This is a genomic window from Micromonospora sp. ATLC20, from assembly GCF_057196585.1.
Map to the genome: position 1 here is coordinate 62,835 of NZ_JBXUOV010000003.1, position 15,507 is coordinate 78,341.

17 protein-coding genes are annotated in these 15,507 nt (G+C 71.9%); 15 read left to right on the top strand and 2 right to left on the bottom strand.

Features of this window, described 5'->3' with window-relative positions:
• Positions 1-5: 5 nt before the first annotated feature.
• Positions 6-263: a hypothetical protein gene (locus tag AC2CHG_RS01790; protein ID WP_262012975.1), complete on the bottom strand. Its 258-nt coding sequence runs from the start codon at positions 261-263 to the stop codon at positions 6-8.
• Between AC2CHG_RS01790 and AC2CHG_RS01795 the strand changes: the two genes are divergently transcribed.
• The 12 genes from AC2CHG_RS01795 to AC2CHG_RS01850 all read left to right on the top strand — a co-directional run bounded on the left by AC2CHG_RS01795 (position 253) and on the right by AC2CHG_RS01850 (position 12,176).
• Positions 253-849, top strand: coding sequence for a flavin reductase family protein (locus AC2CHG_RS01795; protein WP_484524027.1), 597 nt, complete (start codon positions 253-255; stop codon positions 847-849). The genes AC2CHG_RS01790 and AC2CHG_RS01795 overlap by 11 nt on opposite strands.
• Positions 850-1,096: 247 nt before the next feature.
• A complete protein-coding gene (locus tag AC2CHG_RS01800) occupies positions 1,097-1,465 on the top strand; it encodes a DUF485 domain-containing protein (RefSeq protein WP_013289297.1) in 369 nt (122 codons plus the stop codon).
• On the top strand, positions 1,443-3,116 hold the full coding sequence (locus tag AC2CHG_RS01805) for a solute symporter family protein (RefSeq protein WP_262012973.1): 1,674 nt from the start codon (positions 1,443-1,445) through the stop codon (positions 3,114-3,116). The genes AC2CHG_RS01800 and AC2CHG_RS01805 overlap by 23 nt, the downstream gene beginning before the upstream one ends.
• A 67-nt stretch (positions 3,117-3,183) precedes the next feature.
• Positions 3,184-4,161: an NAD-dependent epimerase/dehydratase family protein gene (locus AC2CHG_RS01810; protein ID WP_355508534.1), complete on the top strand. Its 978-nt coding sequence runs from the start codon at positions 3,184-3,186 to the stop codon at positions 4,159-4,161.
• A 74-nt stretch (positions 4,162-4,235) separates the two neighbouring features.
• Positions 4,236-5,492 (top strand): LCP family protein, encoded by a 1,257-nt coding sequence (locus AC2CHG_RS01815; RefSeq protein ID WP_484524028.1) that lies wholly within the window; start codon positions 4,236-4,238, stop codon positions 5,490-5,492.
• A gap of 203 nt (positions 5,493-5,695) precedes the next feature.
• Positions 5,696-6,907, top strand: coding sequence for an LCP family protein (locus tag AC2CHG_RS01820; RefSeq protein WP_357210227.1), 1,212 nt, complete (start codon positions 5,696-5,698; stop codon positions 6,905-6,907).
• Between the two features lie 239 nt (positions 6,908-7,146).
• Positions 7,147-8,022, top strand: a complete 876-nt coding sequence (locus AC2CHG_RS01825; protein ID WP_135242531.1) for an LCP family protein — start codon at positions 7,147-7,149, stop codon at positions 8,020-8,022.
• A 28-nt stretch (positions 8,023-8,050) separates the two neighbouring features.
• The gene (locus tag AC2CHG_RS01830; RefSeq protein ID WP_262012969.1) at positions 8,051-8,386 is read left to right on the top strand and encodes a rhodanese-like domain-containing protein; all 336 of its coding nucleotides are present in this window, start codon (positions 8,051-8,053) and stop codon (positions 8,384-8,386) included.
• Between the two features lie 15 nt (positions 8,387-8,401).
• Positions 8,402-9,193, top strand: a complete 792-nt coding sequence (locus AC2CHG_RS01835) for a glycerophosphodiester phosphodiesterase (RefSeq protein ID WP_262012968.1) — start codon at positions 8,402-8,404, stop codon at positions 9,191-9,193.
• A gap of 76 nt (positions 9,194-9,269) precedes the next feature.
• Positions 9,270-10,724 (top strand): sensor histidine kinase, encoded by a 1,455-nt coding sequence (locus AC2CHG_RS01840; RefSeq protein WP_262012967.1) that lies wholly within the window; start codon positions 9,270-9,272, stop codon positions 10,722-10,724.
• 31 nt (positions 10,725-10,755) lie between these two features.
• A complete protein-coding gene (locus AC2CHG_RS01845; protein WP_355508526.1) occupies positions 10,756-11,205 on the top strand; it encodes an ATP-binding protein in 450 nt (149 codons plus the stop codon).
• Between the two features lie 86 nt (positions 11,206-11,291).
• Positions 11,292-12,176 carry a DUF5926 family protein gene (locus AC2CHG_RS01850; RefSeq protein ID WP_484524029.1) on the top strand — a complete coding sequence of 295 codons (885 nt, stop codon included), beginning with the start codon at positions 11,292-11,294 and terminating at the stop codon, positions 12,174-12,176.
• Positions 12,177-12,186: 10 nt separating this feature from the next.
• Here AC2CHG_RS01850 and AC2CHG_RS01855 read toward each other — a convergent pair whose 3' ends face one another.
• On the bottom strand, positions 12,187-13,401 hold the full coding sequence (locus tag AC2CHG_RS01855) for an arginine deiminase (RefSeq protein WP_262012964.1): 1,215 nt from the start codon (positions 13,399-13,401) through the stop codon (positions 12,187-12,189).
• A 162-nt stretch (positions 13,402-13,563) separates the two neighbouring features.
• Here AC2CHG_RS01855 and AC2CHG_RS01860 point away from each other — a divergent pair, with 162 nt between their 5' ends.
• From AC2CHG_RS01860 to AC2CHG_RS01870, 3 genes are all read left to right on the top strand, one after another.
• Entirely contained in the window at positions 13,564-14,301 is a 738-nt protein-coding gene (locus tag AC2CHG_RS01860; protein WP_194800337.1) for a hypothetical protein, read from the top strand.
• A 144-nt stretch (positions 14,302-14,445) separates the two neighbouring features.
• Entirely contained in the window at positions 14,446-14,895 is a 450-nt protein-coding gene (locus tag AC2CHG_RS01865; RefSeq protein ID WP_013289310.1) for a hypothetical protein, read from the top strand.
• Between the two features lie 72 nt (positions 14,896-14,967).
• Positions 14,968-15,504, top strand: coding sequence for a hypothetical protein (locus tag AC2CHG_RS01870; protein WP_262012963.1), 537 nt, complete (start codon positions 14,968-14,970; stop codon positions 15,502-15,504).
• Positions 15,505-15,507 lie beyond the last annotated feature (3 nt).

A 15,507-nucleotide genomic window follows, 5' to 3' on the forward strand; every position in this document is an offset into this window, starting at 1 on the left:
CGCCGTCAGGCGGTGCGGCGCATCGCCGCGTAGACGTGGTGGCCGTCGCCGACACTGGTCATGGTGACCAGCTCCCAGCCGTAGTTGGACAGGTGCTCGACCGCTTCCATCAGCGGCTGGTACGCCCTGCGGCCCCAGGTGTTGTTCGCCCTGACCAGCAGGTGCCGGTGCGGATAGGCACGCAGGTCGACCTGGCCGCCGAGGATGGCGTCGGCGGCGACGACCCGTTCCTGGGCGAGCTGCTGCGGGGGGATGAGATTCATGCCCGGCAGGGTAGGGCGTTCCGTCGAACCTCGCCCGGTGGCGGGCGGCACAATGTTTCACGTGAATCCAGAGCCGGGCGCGCAGATCCACTCCACCGACCCGTTCGCGGCGCCGGCCGCGCAACGCTCGCCGGTACGCCGGCTGCGCGGACGGCTGGCCGCCCCGGTGACGCTCTGGACCGCGCCCGGCCCGGCCGGGCTGACCGTCTCCTCCACGCTGGTAGCCGAGGGTGAGCCGGACCGGCTGCTCGGTCTGGTCGACGCGGAGTCGGACCTGTGGGCGGCCATCGAGGAGGCGGGACGGTTCGCGGTGGCCCCGCTGGGCCCGCAGCACCGGCAGCTCGCCGACCGCTTCGCCAGCCTGTTCCCGTCGCCCGGCGGCCTGTTCGCGCTGGACACCTGGACCGAGACGCCGTACGGGCCGGTGCCCGCGGACGCCGGTGGATGGGCGGGCTGCCGCCTGGACACCGCCCGCGAGTACGGCTGGGCCCTGCTGGTGGAGGCGACGATCGAATCGGTGGACCTGCCCCGGGACACGCCCCCGTTGCTGCACTACCGAGGCCGCTACCACGACCTCCCCGGCTGACCTCCGCTCCGCTTCGCTCCGTCGATCATGAGGTTGGCCGCGTTCCGCGTCCGATTCGTCGCCGCCAACCTCATGATCGACCGGGTGGGGGTGACCGGTTAGCGGAGTGACGTGGGTCACTGGGCGCAGTGGGGGTGCCGTTCGGCGCAGCCGTCCGCCGCCGGGCGGCGGAGCCTTCCCGGGCCGGGAGCGCGCTCTCTACCGTGCGCGAAACTCCCCCACGCCTTGCGAAGGTGGTGATCCACAGATGTCCACGGACACACCCGCGTCCGCACCCGCCGAGTCGGCGGCGGAACGGTACCTCGCCGTCCAGCGGTCGGACGAGTTCGCCGGGTTGCGGCGCACGCTGCGCGGCTTCGTCTTCCCGATGACCGTCGCGTTCTTCCTGTGGTACGCGCTCTACGTCATCCTCTCCGCGTACGCGCGGGGATTCATGGGCACGAAGCTGATCGGCAACATCAACGTCGCCCTGGTCTTCGGCCTGCTCCAGTTCGTCTCCACGTTCCTCATCGCCTGGTTCTACTCGCGGTTCGCCAGCCGCCGGATCGACCCGGTCGCCGACCGGATCCGCGACGAGATGGGGGAGGTGACCCATGAACACGGTCCTCGCGGCTGAGGCGGGCAGCACCACCGCCCGGAACCTCACCATCACGCTGTTCCTGGTCTTCGTGGCGATCACGCTGGCGATCACCGTCTGGGCCAGCCGGCAGACCAAGACCGCCACCGACTTCTACGCCGGCGGCCGGTCCTTCTCCGGCTTCCAGAACGGCATGGCGATCGGCGGCGACTACATGTCGGCGGCGTCCTTCCTGGGTATCGCCGGCATCATCGCGCTCTACGGCTACGACGGCTTCCTCTACTCGATCGGCTTCCTGGTCGCCTGGCTGGTGGCGCTGCTGCTCGTGGCCGAGCTGCTGCGCAACTCCGGCCGGTACACGATGGCGGACGTGCTGGCGTTCCGGATGCGGCAGCGGCCGGTCCGGACCGCGGCGGCGGTCTCCACCATCACGGTGTCGATCTTCTACCTGCTGGCCCAGATGGTCGGCGCCGGCGCGCTCGTCGCCCTGCTGCTCGGCATCAAGCCGGGCACCACGTTCCTCGGCATGGACGCCGACACCGCCAAGGTCGCCACCATCATCATGGTCGGCGCCCTGATGGTCATCTACGTGACGGTCGGCGGCATGAAGGGCACCACGTACGTCCAGATCGTCAAGGCGTTCCTGCTGATGGGCGGCGCGCTGGCGATGACGCTGCTGGTGCTCGCCAAGTACAAGTTCAACCTGTCCTCGCTGCTCGGCGACGCGGCCAGCGCCTCGGGCAAGGGAGCGGCGTTCCTCGAACCCGGGTTGCGCTACGGCGTGGAGACACCCGGGGACGCGCTGAAGACGTTCTACAGCAAGATGGACCTGCTCTCGCTGGGCATCGCGCTGGTCCTCGGCACGGCCGGCCTGCCGCACATCCTGATCCGCTTCTACACCGTGCCGACCGCGCGGGCGGCCCGCAAGAGCGTGCTCTGGGCGATCGGCATCATCGGCACGTTCTACCTGCTGACCCTGGCGCTGGGCTTCGGCGCGGCGGCGATCGTCGGCGGGTCGGAGATCACCGCACAGGACAAGGCCGGCAACACCGCGGCGCCACAGCTCGCCGAGAAGCTGGGCGAACAGTTCCTCGGCGGGGACCTGGGCGGCGCGACACTGCTGGCGATCATCGCAGCGGTCGCGTTCGCCACGATCCTCGCGGTGGTCGCCGGGCTCACCCTGGCGTCGTCGTCCAGCCTGGCGCACGACTTCTACGCCAACGTGATGAAGAACGGGCAGGCGTCGGAGCGGCAGGAGGTGACAGTCGCCCGGGTCTCCGCGCTGGTCATCGGCGCGATCTCGATCGTCCTGTCGATCTACGCGCAGAACCTGAACGTGGCGTTCCTGGTCGCGCTGGCGTTCGCGGTAGCCGCGTCGGGCAACCTGCCGGCGATCCTCTACAGCCTGTTCTGGAAGCGGTTCAACACCTCGGGCGCGGTCTGGGCCATCTACGGCGGCCTGCTCGCCGCCGTGGTGCTCGTCTTCTTCTCGCCGGTCGTCTCCGGCGCGCCGACGGCGATGTTCCCCGACCACGACTGGCAGTGGTTCCCGCTGTCGAACCCGGGCATCATCTCGATCCCGTTCGGCTTCCTGTGCGGCTGGCTCGGCACGATCCTGTCCAAGGAGAGCGACGAGGAGAAGTACGCGGAGCTGGAGGTGCGCTCGCTCACCGGAGCCGGCGCCCACTGAGCACCACAGTCGAGCGGGGCCCCTGCCTTACGCGGGGGCCCCGCCTCGCGTGTATAGGCTGACCGCCATGAAGGTCGCTCCCCGCTTCGGTTCCGGACACCGCATCCTCGTCACCGGCGGCGCCGGTTTCGTCCCGTCCCACCTCGTCGACCGGCTCGTCGAGCGCGGCTGCACCGTCGTGGTGCTGGACAACTTCGTGACCGGGTCCAAGGACAACGTGGCCCACCTGCTGGACGAGCCGACCTTCACGCTCGTCGAGGCGGACATCTCCGACGGGCTGCCGCAGCACCCGGCGATGGCCGAGCGGTTCGACGCGATCCTGCACATGGCGTCCCCGGCCAGCCCCACCGACTTCGAGAAGCTGCCGGTGGAGATCCTCCGGGTCGGCTCGGTGGCGACGCTGGCGCTGCTGGAGCGGGCCACCGACGACGGCGCGCGGTTCCTGATGGCCTCCACCTCCGAGGCGTACGGCGACCCCAAGGAGCACCCGCAGCGCGAGACGTACTGGGGCAACGTCAACCCGATCGGCATCCGGAGCGTCTACGACGAGGCGAAGCGCTTCTCCGAGGCGGCCACCATGGCCTACCACCGCAGCCGGGGCACCGACACCGCGATCGTGCGGATCTTCAACACGTACGGCCCGCGGATGCGCCCGGACGACGGCCGCGCCATCCCGACGTTCATCTCCCAGGCGCTGCGCGGCGAGCCGATCACCGTGCACGGCACCGGCAACCAGACCCGTTCGATCTGCTACGTCGACGACCTGGTGCGCGGCATCCTGCTGCTGCTCGACTCGACCCAGACCGGGCCGATCAACTGCGGCACCGAGCACGAGATGTCGATGCGGCAACTGGCCGAGACGATCGTGTCACTCACCGGAAGCACGTCCGAGGTGAGCTACATCACTCGTGCCTCCGATGACCCGGAGATGCGCCGTCCGGACCTGACCCTCGCCCGCGAACTGCTGGGATACGAGCCGAGCGTCACGCCCGAAGACGGCCTCCGACGCACGATCGAGTACTTCCGCGGGCGTCTCGGGTACTGAACCCGCCGGGGACGCGGCTGACATCGGCGCGCGTACGAGGGCGTCGGTGGCCCGGCCGACCTACCCTCGGTTACATGTCAGCGACCTCGTCTGCCGGCGCCCCGATCCCCCGACACCTCAGCCGGGGCGCGGGCCGCGCCTCGGTTCCCGGCTCCGACCGGGCCGCCACCGGGCGCGCCCGGCCCTCGGAAACCAGGTGGTACCCCGCACACGACGAGGCGCCCCGCTCCGGCGGTCCCGGCGGTCCGGCCGGGCCGACCGGGCCGACCGGGCCCGGTGGTCCGGGCGGTGGCGGTCCGGGCGGGTCCGGGCGGCGTGGCCCCCGGCCGCGCTGGGGGCGCATCGGCTTGGTGGCGGGTGTCGCGGTGCTGGTGCTGGCGCTGCTCGGCGGCCTCGGCGCGTGGTTCTACGCCCGCAACCTGGACGACGACCTGGCGCGCACCGACCCGTTCGCCGGGATCACCGGCGGCCGGCCGGCCAAGCAGGTCGAGGGCGCGTTCAACATCCTGCTCGTGGGCAGCGACTCGCGGGATCCGGACGCCCCTGTCGACGGTTCCGGCAAGTGGCGCGCGGACACCGTGATCGTCATGCACATCCCGGCCGACCACAAGAGCGCCTACCTGGTCTCGGTGCCGCGTGACCTGTACGTGCCGATTCCGGAGAGCGCCGGCGCGTCCTGCGACTCGGGCTCGCGCAACAAGATCAACGCGGCGTTCGCGTTCGGCGGCCTGCCGCTCGCGGTGAAGACCGTGGAGTGCTTCACCGACGTACGGATCGACCACGTCATGGCCATCGACTTCGGCGGTTTCAAGGAGGTCACCGACGCGCTGGGCGGGGTCGACCTCAAGGTGGAGCGGACCATCACCTCGATCCACAAGCCGTACCGGACGTTCACGAAGGGCGTGAACCACATGAACGGCGCCGAGGCTCTGGACTGGGTCCGGCAGCGCAAGCAGTTCCCGGACGGCGACTTCGCCCGGATGCGGCACCAGCAGGAGTTCCTGAAGGCGCTGATGGACAAGGCGGCCAGCACCGGGACGCTCACCAACCCGAAGAAGCTGAACGACTTCCTCAAGGCGGTCACCGCCGCCGTCACGGTCGACCAGGGATTCTCGTTGACCGACATGGCAGTGCAGTTCCGCAGCCTGCGGGGCGAGAACCTGACGTTCGTCACCAGCCCGCACCTGGGCGGCCAGACCATCGACGGCCAGTCGGTGGTGGTCTCCGACCGGGAGAAGGCGCTGGCGATGTACAAGGCGATCGCCGCGGACCGGATGGCCGAGTGGATGCAGGCCAACCAGAAGGGTTCGGGCGACAACGCGGGCGGCTGACGCCGGCACGACATGACCGGTAACGAGCGCTAGGGCCTCGCCACCACGGAGGCCAACCGCCGACCGGCTCCTTACCCCTGCCCGTTCGGCCACAACCCGAGGATGTAGGCCGGTATTGACGGGAATTGCGAGCCTACGAGGTCGCGAATACGGGAACAGATACGTAAAGTGGTCCCGCCCCCGATCACCGAGCTGGAGCACGCATGTCGGTCCAGACCAGCCGTCGCCCGCAGTCACCGGCACCCGGATCATCCGGGCGGGTCCCTCCGGTCATCCCCACACAGCCCGGTTCCGGCGGTCGCGGTCCCGGCGGTGGCAAGAAGAAGCGCACCAAGCGCAAGGACCCGCTCTGGGCCAAGCTCACACTGGTGCTCGGCGCGGTGCTGATGGTGACCAGCGGCGTCGCGATCGTCGGCAGCAAGGCGGTGATCGGCCAGGCCACCGACAACATCGCCCAGCGCAATCTGCTCGGCGAAGCGGGCAAGACCGAGGCCGAGGGCGGCAGCAGCCTCGAAGGCCCGATCGACATGCTGCTGCTCGGCGTGGACGCGCGGGCCCGCTGGGCCGCCGACGACGTCCGGTCGGACACGATCATCGTGTTGCACATCCCGGCCAGCCACGACCAGGCCTACCTGATCTCGATCCCCCGGGACACCGAGGCCCGCATCCCGGCCTTTGAGAAGAGCGGATACCGAGGCGGCGTCGACAAGATCAACGCCGCCTTCTTCCACGGCGCACAGAACGGCGGTGGCTGGGAGGGCGGTGCCCAGCTCATGGCCAAGACGATCAAGGGCATGACCGGCATCAGCTTCGACGGCGCCGCGATCATCAACTTTGGCGGCTTCAAGAATGTCATCGACGCGATCGGCACGGTCAACATCTGCGTGACCCAGGACGTCTCTTCGCTGCACATGTCGTACGTCGACGGCAAGCCGATGTGGAACGCGGACGCCAAGAAGACCGGCAAGAGGATGAAGCCGGTGAGCTACAAGAAGGGTTGCCAGGAGATGGAGGGGTGGCAGGCGCTGGATTACTCCCGGCAGCGCAAGACACTCCGCAACGGCGACTACGACCGGCAGCAGAACCAGCAGCAACTGATCAAGGCGATGGCGAAGAAGGCGAGCCAGAGCGGGACGTTGACCAACCCGATCAAGCTGAACGCGCTGATCAAGGCGGCCGGCAAGGCGTTCGTCCTGGACACTGGCGGTGTGTCGATCGAGGACTTCATCTTCACCATGAAGGGTGTGACCGGCAACGATTTGGTCATGCTCCGCACCAACGGCGGCACCTTCAACGGCAACGGCAACCGGGAGATCCTCAACGAGGTCAGCATGGACATGTTCAGGGCGGTCAAGAACGACAAGCTGGCCGACTTCGTGGTGAACAACCCGGACGTCCTCTCCACCCGTAAATGACCCGCTGACCTGCGCGAAAGCGATACCGGTCGGCCGATCCCCCCGTAGCCTGACGTGAGCGGGTCTCATGTCGCGGCTACGGGGGGATCGTCACGTCCAGGCCAGCACGGAACCGACGCGGGCGGGGTGGACCCGTCCGCTGGGCCCGATTCCTGCTCGGCGCCGGGCTCGCCCTGGTCCTGCTCGCCACGCTCGGCGTCGCCGGGCTGCACTGGCTCACCTCGCGCTACGACCGCACGGTGGCCAAGGAGCAACTGCTCGACCCGGCCGCCCGGAAGAAGCGGACGGACCTGGACGGCGCGCTCAACTACCTGCTGATCGGCTCCGACCACCGGCCCGGCGCCAACCCGGAGGACCAGCGCTCGGACAGCATCCTGATCGTGCACGTACCGGCCGGGATGCGGCAGGCGTACCTGATCTCCGTGCCGCGCGACCTGCTGGTGGCGCTCCCGCCGGCACCGGGCTTCCCTGGCGGCCAGGACAAGGTCAACGCCGCGTACGAGCACGGCGGCGGCGGTGAGGGTGGCGCGCGCCTGCTCAGCACCACCCTAAACCGGCTCACCGGGATCCGCTTCGACGGCGCGGCACTCGTCGACTTCTCCGGCTTCAAGGAGGTGATCGACCAGCTCGGCGGCATCCGGATGTGCGTGGACACGCCGGTGCGCTCGATCCACACCCGGTACCAGTTCGAAGCCGGCTGCCAGCAGATGGACGGCGCGCGGACGCTCGACTACGTGCGGCAGCGCTACGACCTGCCCGGTGGCGACTTCGACAGGCAGCGGCACCAGCAGCAGATGCTGCGAGCAGTGCTCGACCGGGCGGGCGAGACACGGCTGCGCAGCGACCCGGTCAAGCTGGACCGGGTGCTGCGCGCGGCCGGCGGGGCACTGACCGTGGACACCAACGGCGTACCCCTGGACGAGCTGTTGTTCGCGTTGCGCGGCCTGCCCGCGGACGCCCTGCGCGGGGTCCAGGTGCCCTCCTACCCGCAGACCATCGACGGCGTCTCGTACGTGGTGCTGGACGACGGCGGCGCCGGGCTGTTCGGCGCGCTGCGCGACACGCGCGTGCCGGAGTGGGCCGGCGCCAACCCGCGCTGGGTCAACCGGCTGTGAGCGCCGCGGGCGACTAGGCTTGGTTACCGTGTTCGGAGCCTCACTACCCAGCGTGCCCGCGTCGGCCGTGCCCGACGACATCTACCTGCTCGACGTCCGCGAGGACGACGAGTGGGCCGCCGGCCACGCGCCGGCCGCCCACCACCTGCCGATGACCGAGCTGCCCGCCCGGATCGCCGAGATCCCGCAGGACCGCGACGTGGCGGTGATCTGCCGCTCGGGCGGCCGGTCCGCCCAGGTGGTCGGCTACCTCATGCGCAACGGCTGGGACCAGGTCCGCAACGTCGACGGCGGGATGGGCGACTGGGCCGCCGCGGGCCGTCCGGTGGTCACCGACGACGGGCAGCCGGGCCGGGTCGCCTGAGCCGGTGACGCGGCCATGACCGTCCCCCTGGTCTTCGCCCATCGCGGCGCCTCGTACGACCTGCCGGAGCACACACTCGCCGCCTACCTGCGCGCCCTGGACGAGGGCGCGGACGGGCTGGAGTGCGACGTCCGGCTGACCCGCGACGGGCACCTGGTCTGCGTGCACGACCGCCGGCTGGACCGCACCAGCAACGGCCACGGCCTGGTCAGCGCGCGAACGCTCGCCGAACTCGAGGCGCTGGACTTCGGTTCCTGGCACCGGGCCGCGACGCTCGCCGAGGACGACGTGCCGCTCGACGAGTCGCACACCCGGCTGCTCACGCTGGAGCGGCTGCTCGACGCGGTGCTGGCCGCCGGGCGGCCGGTCCGGCTGCTGATCGAGACCAAGCACCCGTCGCGCTACCGGGGCGAGGTCGAGCGGCGCCTGGTCGAGATGCTGCGCCGGTACGGGCTGGCCGAACCACGGCCGGAGCATCCGGTCCAGGTGACGGTGATGTCGTTCTCGCCGCTCGCCGTACGCCGGGTCCGGGAACTCGCGCCGGCGCTGCCCACCGTGCTGCTGCTGGAGGTGCTGCCGCGCCTGCTGCCGCTGGGCCGGCTGCCGTTCGGCGCCCGGATCGCCGGCCCCGGCGTGGACCTGGTCCGGGCCCGCCCCCGCCTGGTCCCCTCGCTGCGCGCCGCCGGCAACTCGGTGTACGTCTGGACCGTCAACGAGCCGGAGGACCTGGAACTCGTGCTGGAAGCGGGCGTGGACGGGGTGATCACCGACCGGCCGGCCCACGCGCTGGCCCGGTTGGGCCGGTGAGCCCCGTCGATCGGTACCGGAGACGGTCGACCGGCCGGGGGTGTCCCGGACGCGGACGGCGCGGCACACTCGGGACATGCCGGAGCGAACCGACTACCCCGCCTTCATCGCCGGCCACACCGCAGTGATCAACATGATCAACTCGGGCGAGTCCGGCCTCGCCGTCCTCACCCGCCTGCTCCGCGAGGTCGAACCCGCGGTCGGCGCGGCCGGCCTGGTCTTCGTGGAGTTCACCCCGGCCGGCGGACGGGTCGTCGCCGCGACCGGCAGCGCCGAGTTCGTCCTCGGCCGCCCGCTGCCCGCCACCGACCCGGCCACCGTCTGCCTGCTCGCCGGCCCGCCGGTACGGGAGGTCCGGGTCGACGCGATCCCCGGTGCGCTCGCCGACGAGGTCGCCGGCCGGGGCCTCTGCCGGATGATCGTGGCGCGCGCCGAGATCGGCGGGCTCACCATCGGCAGCCTGCACGCGCTCTACCCGCTGGGCGAGCCGCTGCAACCCTCGCAACGCGCCGTCATCGGCTACATCGCCGCCTGCATCGCCCACATGTACGGCGACCAGACCGGCCTGCCCGTACACGGGGACGGCCCGGTCGTGGCGGCGCTCGCCGACGGCCTCGCGGTGGTGGACCGGGACGGCCGGGTCCGGCTCTGGAACCCGGCCGCGGTCGAGGTGACCGGCCGGCCGGCGGACGAGGCACTGAGCCGGCCGCTGCCGTTCCCGCTGCCGCCGCCCGGCCAGGTGCTCGACCACCGGCTGCCGGACGGCCGCTGGCTGCGGATCACCTCCGGCGAACTGCCCGGCCCGAACGCGCTGCGCGTGGTCAGCTTCCGCGACACCACCGACCAGCAGCGCCGCGACCACGACCGGGACCTGTTCGTCGCGGTGACCAGCCACGAACTGCGCACCCCGGTCACCGTCATCAAGGGGTACGCGGACACGCTCACCGACCACTGGGACTCGCTGAGCGACGGCGACCGCAGGCAGGCCGCCCGGATCATCGGCCAGCGCGCCAACGAACTGGCCCGCCTGGTCGACCGGCTGCTGACCACCGCCACCGAGAACCGTCCGGGCGGTGAACCGGCCGCGCCGTTCGACCTGGTCGACGCGCTGCGCGCGGCGGTGGTGGACCTGCCGGCGGACGTCCGGCACCGGGTCGTGCTCGACCTGCCCGCCGACCTGCCCAAGGCGCTCGGCGACCGGCACAGCCTCGCCACGGTGCTCACCGAACTGGGCACCAACGCCGGGAAGTACTCGCTGCCGGACACACCGATCGAGATCACCGCCGAGGCGAACGAGCGGACCGTCTCGTTCCGGGTCGCCGACCGGGGCATCGGCATCCGGCCGGAACACGTGGAGCGGGCCTTCGACCGGTTCTGGCAGGGGGAGTCCGGCGACCGCCGCCGGTATCCCGGTGCCGGGCTCGGTCTCTATCTCGTCCGCCAGATCGTTGAACAGCAGAATGGATGGGTATCCCTCCGGCCCAGACCCGGTGGCGGTACGGTCGCAGAGGTGCGGCTGCCCCGGGGTTGACCGGGGCGCTCACGGGCGGGGAAGGAACGACGTGTCGACTGGTCCGGCCGAACGGTCGTGGTGCGTGGTGGTGCCCCACGACGCCACCGGCGCGCGCCTGGCCCGGCATCGGCTCGCCGACGAGCTGACCGGTGTCGTACCCCCGGGCCTGGTGGCCGACCTGGTCGCGGTCCTCGCCGAGCTGGTCGGCAACGCGGTCCGGCACGCCGACTCCCTGCCCGGCGGGGTGGTGCGGGTCGCCTGGCGGCTGCGCCCGACCGAGCAGGGGCCGAGCGTCGAGCTGCGGGTCACCGACGGCGGTTCCGGTGCCGGCCCGTGCATGCGTACCGCCTCGCCGGACGCGGCCGACGGCCGCGGGCTGCACATCGTCGCCGGGCTCGCCAGCGGCTGGGGCGTGGAGCGCGACGGCTTGGGCCAGAGCGTGTGGGCGCGGTTCGAGCCGGTCCCGGCGCAGCGGACCGACCTGGTCGCCGCCGGCTGACCGACGCGGCGGACGGGTCCGGCCCCCGCCGCCGAGACCCGGCATCTAGGCTGTCTCGCCATGACCGAGCGGAGCGGAGCGGGCGCATGAGCAAGCGTCGGAAGAACCAGCGGGCCGGCGAGGCCACCCCGAAGCGGGAGAAGGTGCGCGACGTCTTCGTGCCCCGGCCGTTCGAGGGCCTGGCGGACGAGCCGGAGTGGATCGCCCTGCGCGAGCTGGTCCCGGCGGCGTCCGCGCCGCTGCGGCTGACCCCGGAACTGATCGAGGAGTACGGCGACCGGCCGGTCACGCTGGCGACTGTGCTGCCGATGGCCGCACCGGCGATGACCAAGCCGGACGGGCGGGTCTTCATCGGCCTGCAGCGGCACCAGCAGTCCGGCGACGTCTCCCGCGACCTGGCCGACGCGCTGATCTCCGCGCTGCGCACCGAGCCGGGCGGCCAGGTGAGCGTGCCGCCGCTGCCCGGGCCGGGCCCCCGCCTCCAGGACATCCTGGTGGACGGCCCGCTGGAGATCACCATGCACGACGGGTTCGACTTCTGGCTCGACCCGGGTGCCGCCGACGACCTGAACGTCCAGGCGTCCCTGGAGCGGGCCAACTCGGCCATCTACCCGACCGTCAAGCTGGCCGCCGCGCCGGCCGCGTACTGGTGCCAGGTGCCGGAGAAGGCCCACGTGCGCCTGGTCCTGCCGGAGGACGAGGACACCGCGCTCGACGCGTTGTCCCGGCTCGCCGCGGCGGGCGCGCTGACGCTCGGCGACGACACGAAGTTCGCGGGCATGTTCCGGGCGCACGGGCGCCTCGCGCCGGTCTGGGACCTGCCGGAGGACACCCCGGCCGCCGAGTGGGAGGCGCCGGTGGCGGAGTTCGCCAAGCGCTACGCCGAGGCGGTCGCGGAGCGGGAGCCGCTCGACGCGGCCGGCCGCCGGGCCCGCCAGGGCCTGCTCGGCCGCCAGCTGACGCTGCGCTGACGTCTCCGGGTCAGGCGGCCCCGCCCTTCTCCCGCACCAGCGGGCAGGACATGCAGCGCGGGCCGCCCCGCCCGGAGCCCAGTTCGGACCCGGCGATCGCGATCACCTCGATACCGGCGCGTTCCAGTTGCGCGTTGGTCTCCACGTTGCGCTCGTAGCCGACGCACAGCCGGGGCGCGAGCGCGAGCGTGTTGTTGCCGTCGTCCCACTGCTCGCGTTCGGCGGTGACCGGGTCCAGACCGGTGTCGATCACCCGGAGCTGGTCCAGGTCCATCGCGTCGGCGGCGGCCCGCAGGAACGGCGCGGGGCCGTCGACCCGCAGGTCGTCGCCGTCCGCGCCGGCGATGACCGTGTACGCGGACAGCTCGTGGGCGACGTTCGGGTACATCAGCACGGCGTCCACGTCGACCATCGTGCAGATGGTGTCCAGGTGCATGGTGGCGCGTTCCTGCGCGATCGGCACCACCAGGATGGTGTGCGCCAGGCCGGCCGCGAACACCTGCCGGGCCAGCCGTTCCGCGCCGGCCGGGGTGGTGCGTTCGCCGACGCCGACGGCGAGCACCCCCGGCGCGAGCAGCAGCACGTCGCCGCCCTCCAGGTGCTCCATCCGGGGGTGGTAGACGAACTCGGTGCCGACGAAGCGCGGGTGGTAGCGGTAGATCGCGTCGGTGAGCGTGGTCTCCCGCCGCCGGGCCGGCATGGCCAGGCTCGTCACGCCGACCCGGTCGCCGATCCAGACCGACGAGTCGCGGGTGAACAGCAGGTTGGGCAGCGGGTCGATGACGAAGTCGTGCCGGTCCATGAGCGTCCAGACCAGGCCGCCGGGGCGGTCGGCGCCGAGCCGCAGTTCCTCGTGGGCGAGCCCGGCGGTGAGCACGTCGGCCAGCCCGGCCGGATCGAGGTACGCCAGATGGTCGGCGACGCGGCGCCGCAGGGTGTGGCCGAGCCGGCGGGACCGCAGCACCTGCTCGGTCAGTTCGGCCCGGGCGTCGGGTACGGCGAGCGTCTCGGCCAGCAGGTCGGCCAGATAGAGCACCTCGACCCCGCGGGACCGCAACGCCGCCGCGAACGCGTCGTGCTCCTCCTGCGCGCGTCCCACCCATGGGATAGCGTCGAACAGAAGGCTGTCGTTGTTGCGTGGGGTGAGGCGGGCCAGTTCCGGTCCCGGGCGGTGCAGCAGCACCGTCCCGAGCCGGGCGACTTCGCTGTCCACATAGTGGGTCACCCACGCAGCCTAGGGCAGGCTTACGCACCATCCGGAAAAGAAGTGTGAATGAATATGGCATTCATCCGCACTCACTCCGGCGGTCCAACTTGCCGAGCCCCCGGGGGCGCAACGTAGGGTAGTGGAGACATAACTTCGAGAGACCTTTTGCCGGAGGTCGCGATGACTGTCTTTCCCGCTCGTCAGGCTGTACCGAGCAGGGCGTTGCCGCCCCGCACGGTGCCGCACTCCCGGGTCGAGCCCACCTCGGTGCTCGAGCCGGCCCGACCGACTCCATTGGAGTGGGCCCGGCGTCGCCGGGCGGAGCGGGGGGCCCGCCGGTTGGAAGCGGCAGGGGCTCGCGCCCTGGGCCAACTCGACCACCTCGGTCCCGCCTGGCACGTCATAGAGTGGCCCCGGACGGACCCGGCCGACATGCTGCTCGACCGCGGCCGCGACGACCGGGCCGGGTTCCTGGCCATCGGCCCGAGCGGTCTGTTCGCGGTCACCATCGCCGACCACGGCCGGGCCCGCGTGCTGGTGGCCGGTGACGTGGTCCAGATCAACGGCAAGCGCCCGCCGTACGTGCAGGAGGCCCGCCGGGACGCCAAGCGCGCCAGCAAGGCCCTCTCCGACGCGGTCGGCCTACCCATTCCGGTGACGCCGGTGCTGACGTTCGTCGGCTCCGGGGTGATCAGCGTCTACGGCCTGCCGAAGGACTGCCTCATGGCCACCCACCGCGAGCTGGACCGCCTGCTCGTGGCCGGTGGGAACCGGATCAGTCCGGCCACCGCCGAGAAGCTCTCCCGCGTCGCGCAGGCGCCGGCCACGTGGTTCAACGGCACGTACCGTCCAACCGCCGACTACCGGTGGTATGACGAGGGCCGAACGGCCGCTGACAAGCGGGCCGCCCGCCGGTAACGTCTCCGGCGACGCCACGCGGCCCACGGCACCGCCCCCGACTGGTTCCGTCGGTCCGCGCCGTCGCCGGCCGCCCGGCAGCCGATGCTTCCGCCGCACCGACCGGCTAGCGTGGACAGACCGTCGGTGTACATAGGAGGCGCGGTGGCCCACGTCGAACTCTCACTCTCGGAAGTGTTCGCGCCTGCGGCATCCACCGAGCAGGAGTCCGACAACTTCGGGCAGTGGTCCGGCATGGTCTCCCGGGCCGCCGAGCCGTGCCTGCTGATCGACGCCGGCACCACCGTCGTGGCGATCTCCTCGTCCGGCTGCGACCTGCTCTGCCTGGGCGCCCCGGAGGACGTGATCGGCCTGCCGCTGCTGGAGGGCGGCCTGCGCCTCGTCGACTTCACGGCGAGCCCGAGCGAGCTGACCGAGCAGGAGACCGACAAGATCCCGCCGCTGCTCGCGCTGCACTCCGGGCGGCTCGCCCGCGGCCTGCTGCGGGTGCAGGGGCCCGGCTCCGACGCCGGCCGGACCGTCGACGCCATCTCCACGCCGGTGCTCACCGACGGCGCGGTGGCCGGGTCGCTCACCTTCCTCTCCGCCGTCTGACCCGGCGCGCTTCACCCGGGCCGGTCCTGCTCCTACGATGACCTCGGCCCCACCGTACGACGACATCCCTCGATGCCCGAGGACGCCCCCGTGCCCCGCACCCCTCACCCCCGACGCCGCCGGCGCCCGCTGGCGCTGCTGACGCTGCTCGCCCTCGCCTCCTGCGGCACCCCGCCCGAGCTGCGAGCCCCGCCACCCGCCGCCGCCACTCCGGTCCCGTCGGCGTCCGCCTCGCCCAGCCCGAGCGCCACGCCGACCCCACCCGTACCGGTTCTCCCGTCCACGCTCTCCCCGTCCGCGCCGGCGTCTGCGGCGCCCTGCCGGGGGCGGCCCTCCGGCGACCGGATCGTCGCGCTGCTGCGCGGCTCCGCCGGCGTGCTGCCCCGCGACGTCCGGGTCACCGTGTCGACCGGTCCGCTCTGCGCCGACGGCTGGCAGTACACCGTGCTGTCGGTCACCGGGCACGAGGAGTTGCAGGTGGTCACGCGCGGCGAGAGCGGCACGCCGCGGCTGGTCACCGCCGGCACGGACGTGTGCGGCGTCGAGGTGCGGACCGTGGCGCCGGCCGGCATCCGTACCCTGGCCTGCGACGGCACGCCGGGTGCGTAGGCT

Excerpts from the sequence above, each read along its gene's own strand:
- AC2CHG_RS01805 (WP_262012973.1), top strand. The coding sequence starts at position 1,443 with ATGAACACGGTCCTCGCGGCTGAGGCGGGCAGCACCACCGCCCGGAAC.
- AC2CHG_RS01790 (WP_262012975.1), bottom strand. The coding sequence starts at position 263 with ATGAATCTCATCCCCCCGCAGCAGCTCGCCCAGGAACGGGTCGTCGCC.
- AC2CHG_RS01850 (WP_484524029.1), top strand. The coding sequence starts at position 11,292 with ATGAGCAAGCGTCGGAAGAACCAGCGGGCCGGCGAGGCCACCCCGAAG.
- AC2CHG_RS01800 (WP_013289297.1), top strand. The coding sequence starts at position 1,097 with ATGTCCACGGACACACCCGCGTCCGCACCCGCCGAGTCGGCGGCGGAA.
- AC2CHG_RS01820 (WP_357210227.1), top strand. The coding sequence starts at position 5,696 with ATGTCGGTCCAGACCAGCCGTCGCCCGCAGTCACCGGCACCCGGATCA.
- AC2CHG_RS01795 (WP_484524027.1), top strand. The coding sequence starts at position 253 with ATGAGATTCATGCCCGGCAGGGTAGGGCGTTCCGTCGAACCTCGCCCG.
- AC2CHG_RS01815 (WP_484524028.1), top strand. The coding sequence starts at position 4,236 with ATGTCAGCGACCTCGTCTGCCGGCGCCCCGATCCCCCGACACCTCAGC.
- AC2CHG_RS01860 (WP_194800337.1), top strand. The coding sequence starts at position 13,564 with ATGACTGTCTTTCCCGCTCGTCAGGCTGTACCGAGCAGGGCGTTGCCG.
- AC2CHG_RS01840 (WP_262012967.1), top strand. The coding sequence starts at position 9,270 with ATGCCGGAGCGAACCGACTACCCCGCCTTCATCGCCGGCCACACCGCA.
- AC2CHG_RS01870 (WP_262012963.1), top strand. The coding sequence starts at position 14,968 with ATGCCCGAGGACGCCCCCGTGCCCCGCACCCCTCACCCCCGACGCCGC.
- AC2CHG_RS01835 (WP_262012968.1), top strand. The coding sequence starts at position 8,402 with ATGACCGTCCCCCTGGTCTTCGCCCATCGCGGCGCCTCGTACGACCTG.
- AC2CHG_RS01810 (WP_355508534.1), top strand. The coding sequence starts at position 3,184 with ATGAAGGTCGCTCCCCGCTTCGGTTCCGGACACCGCATCCTCGTCACC.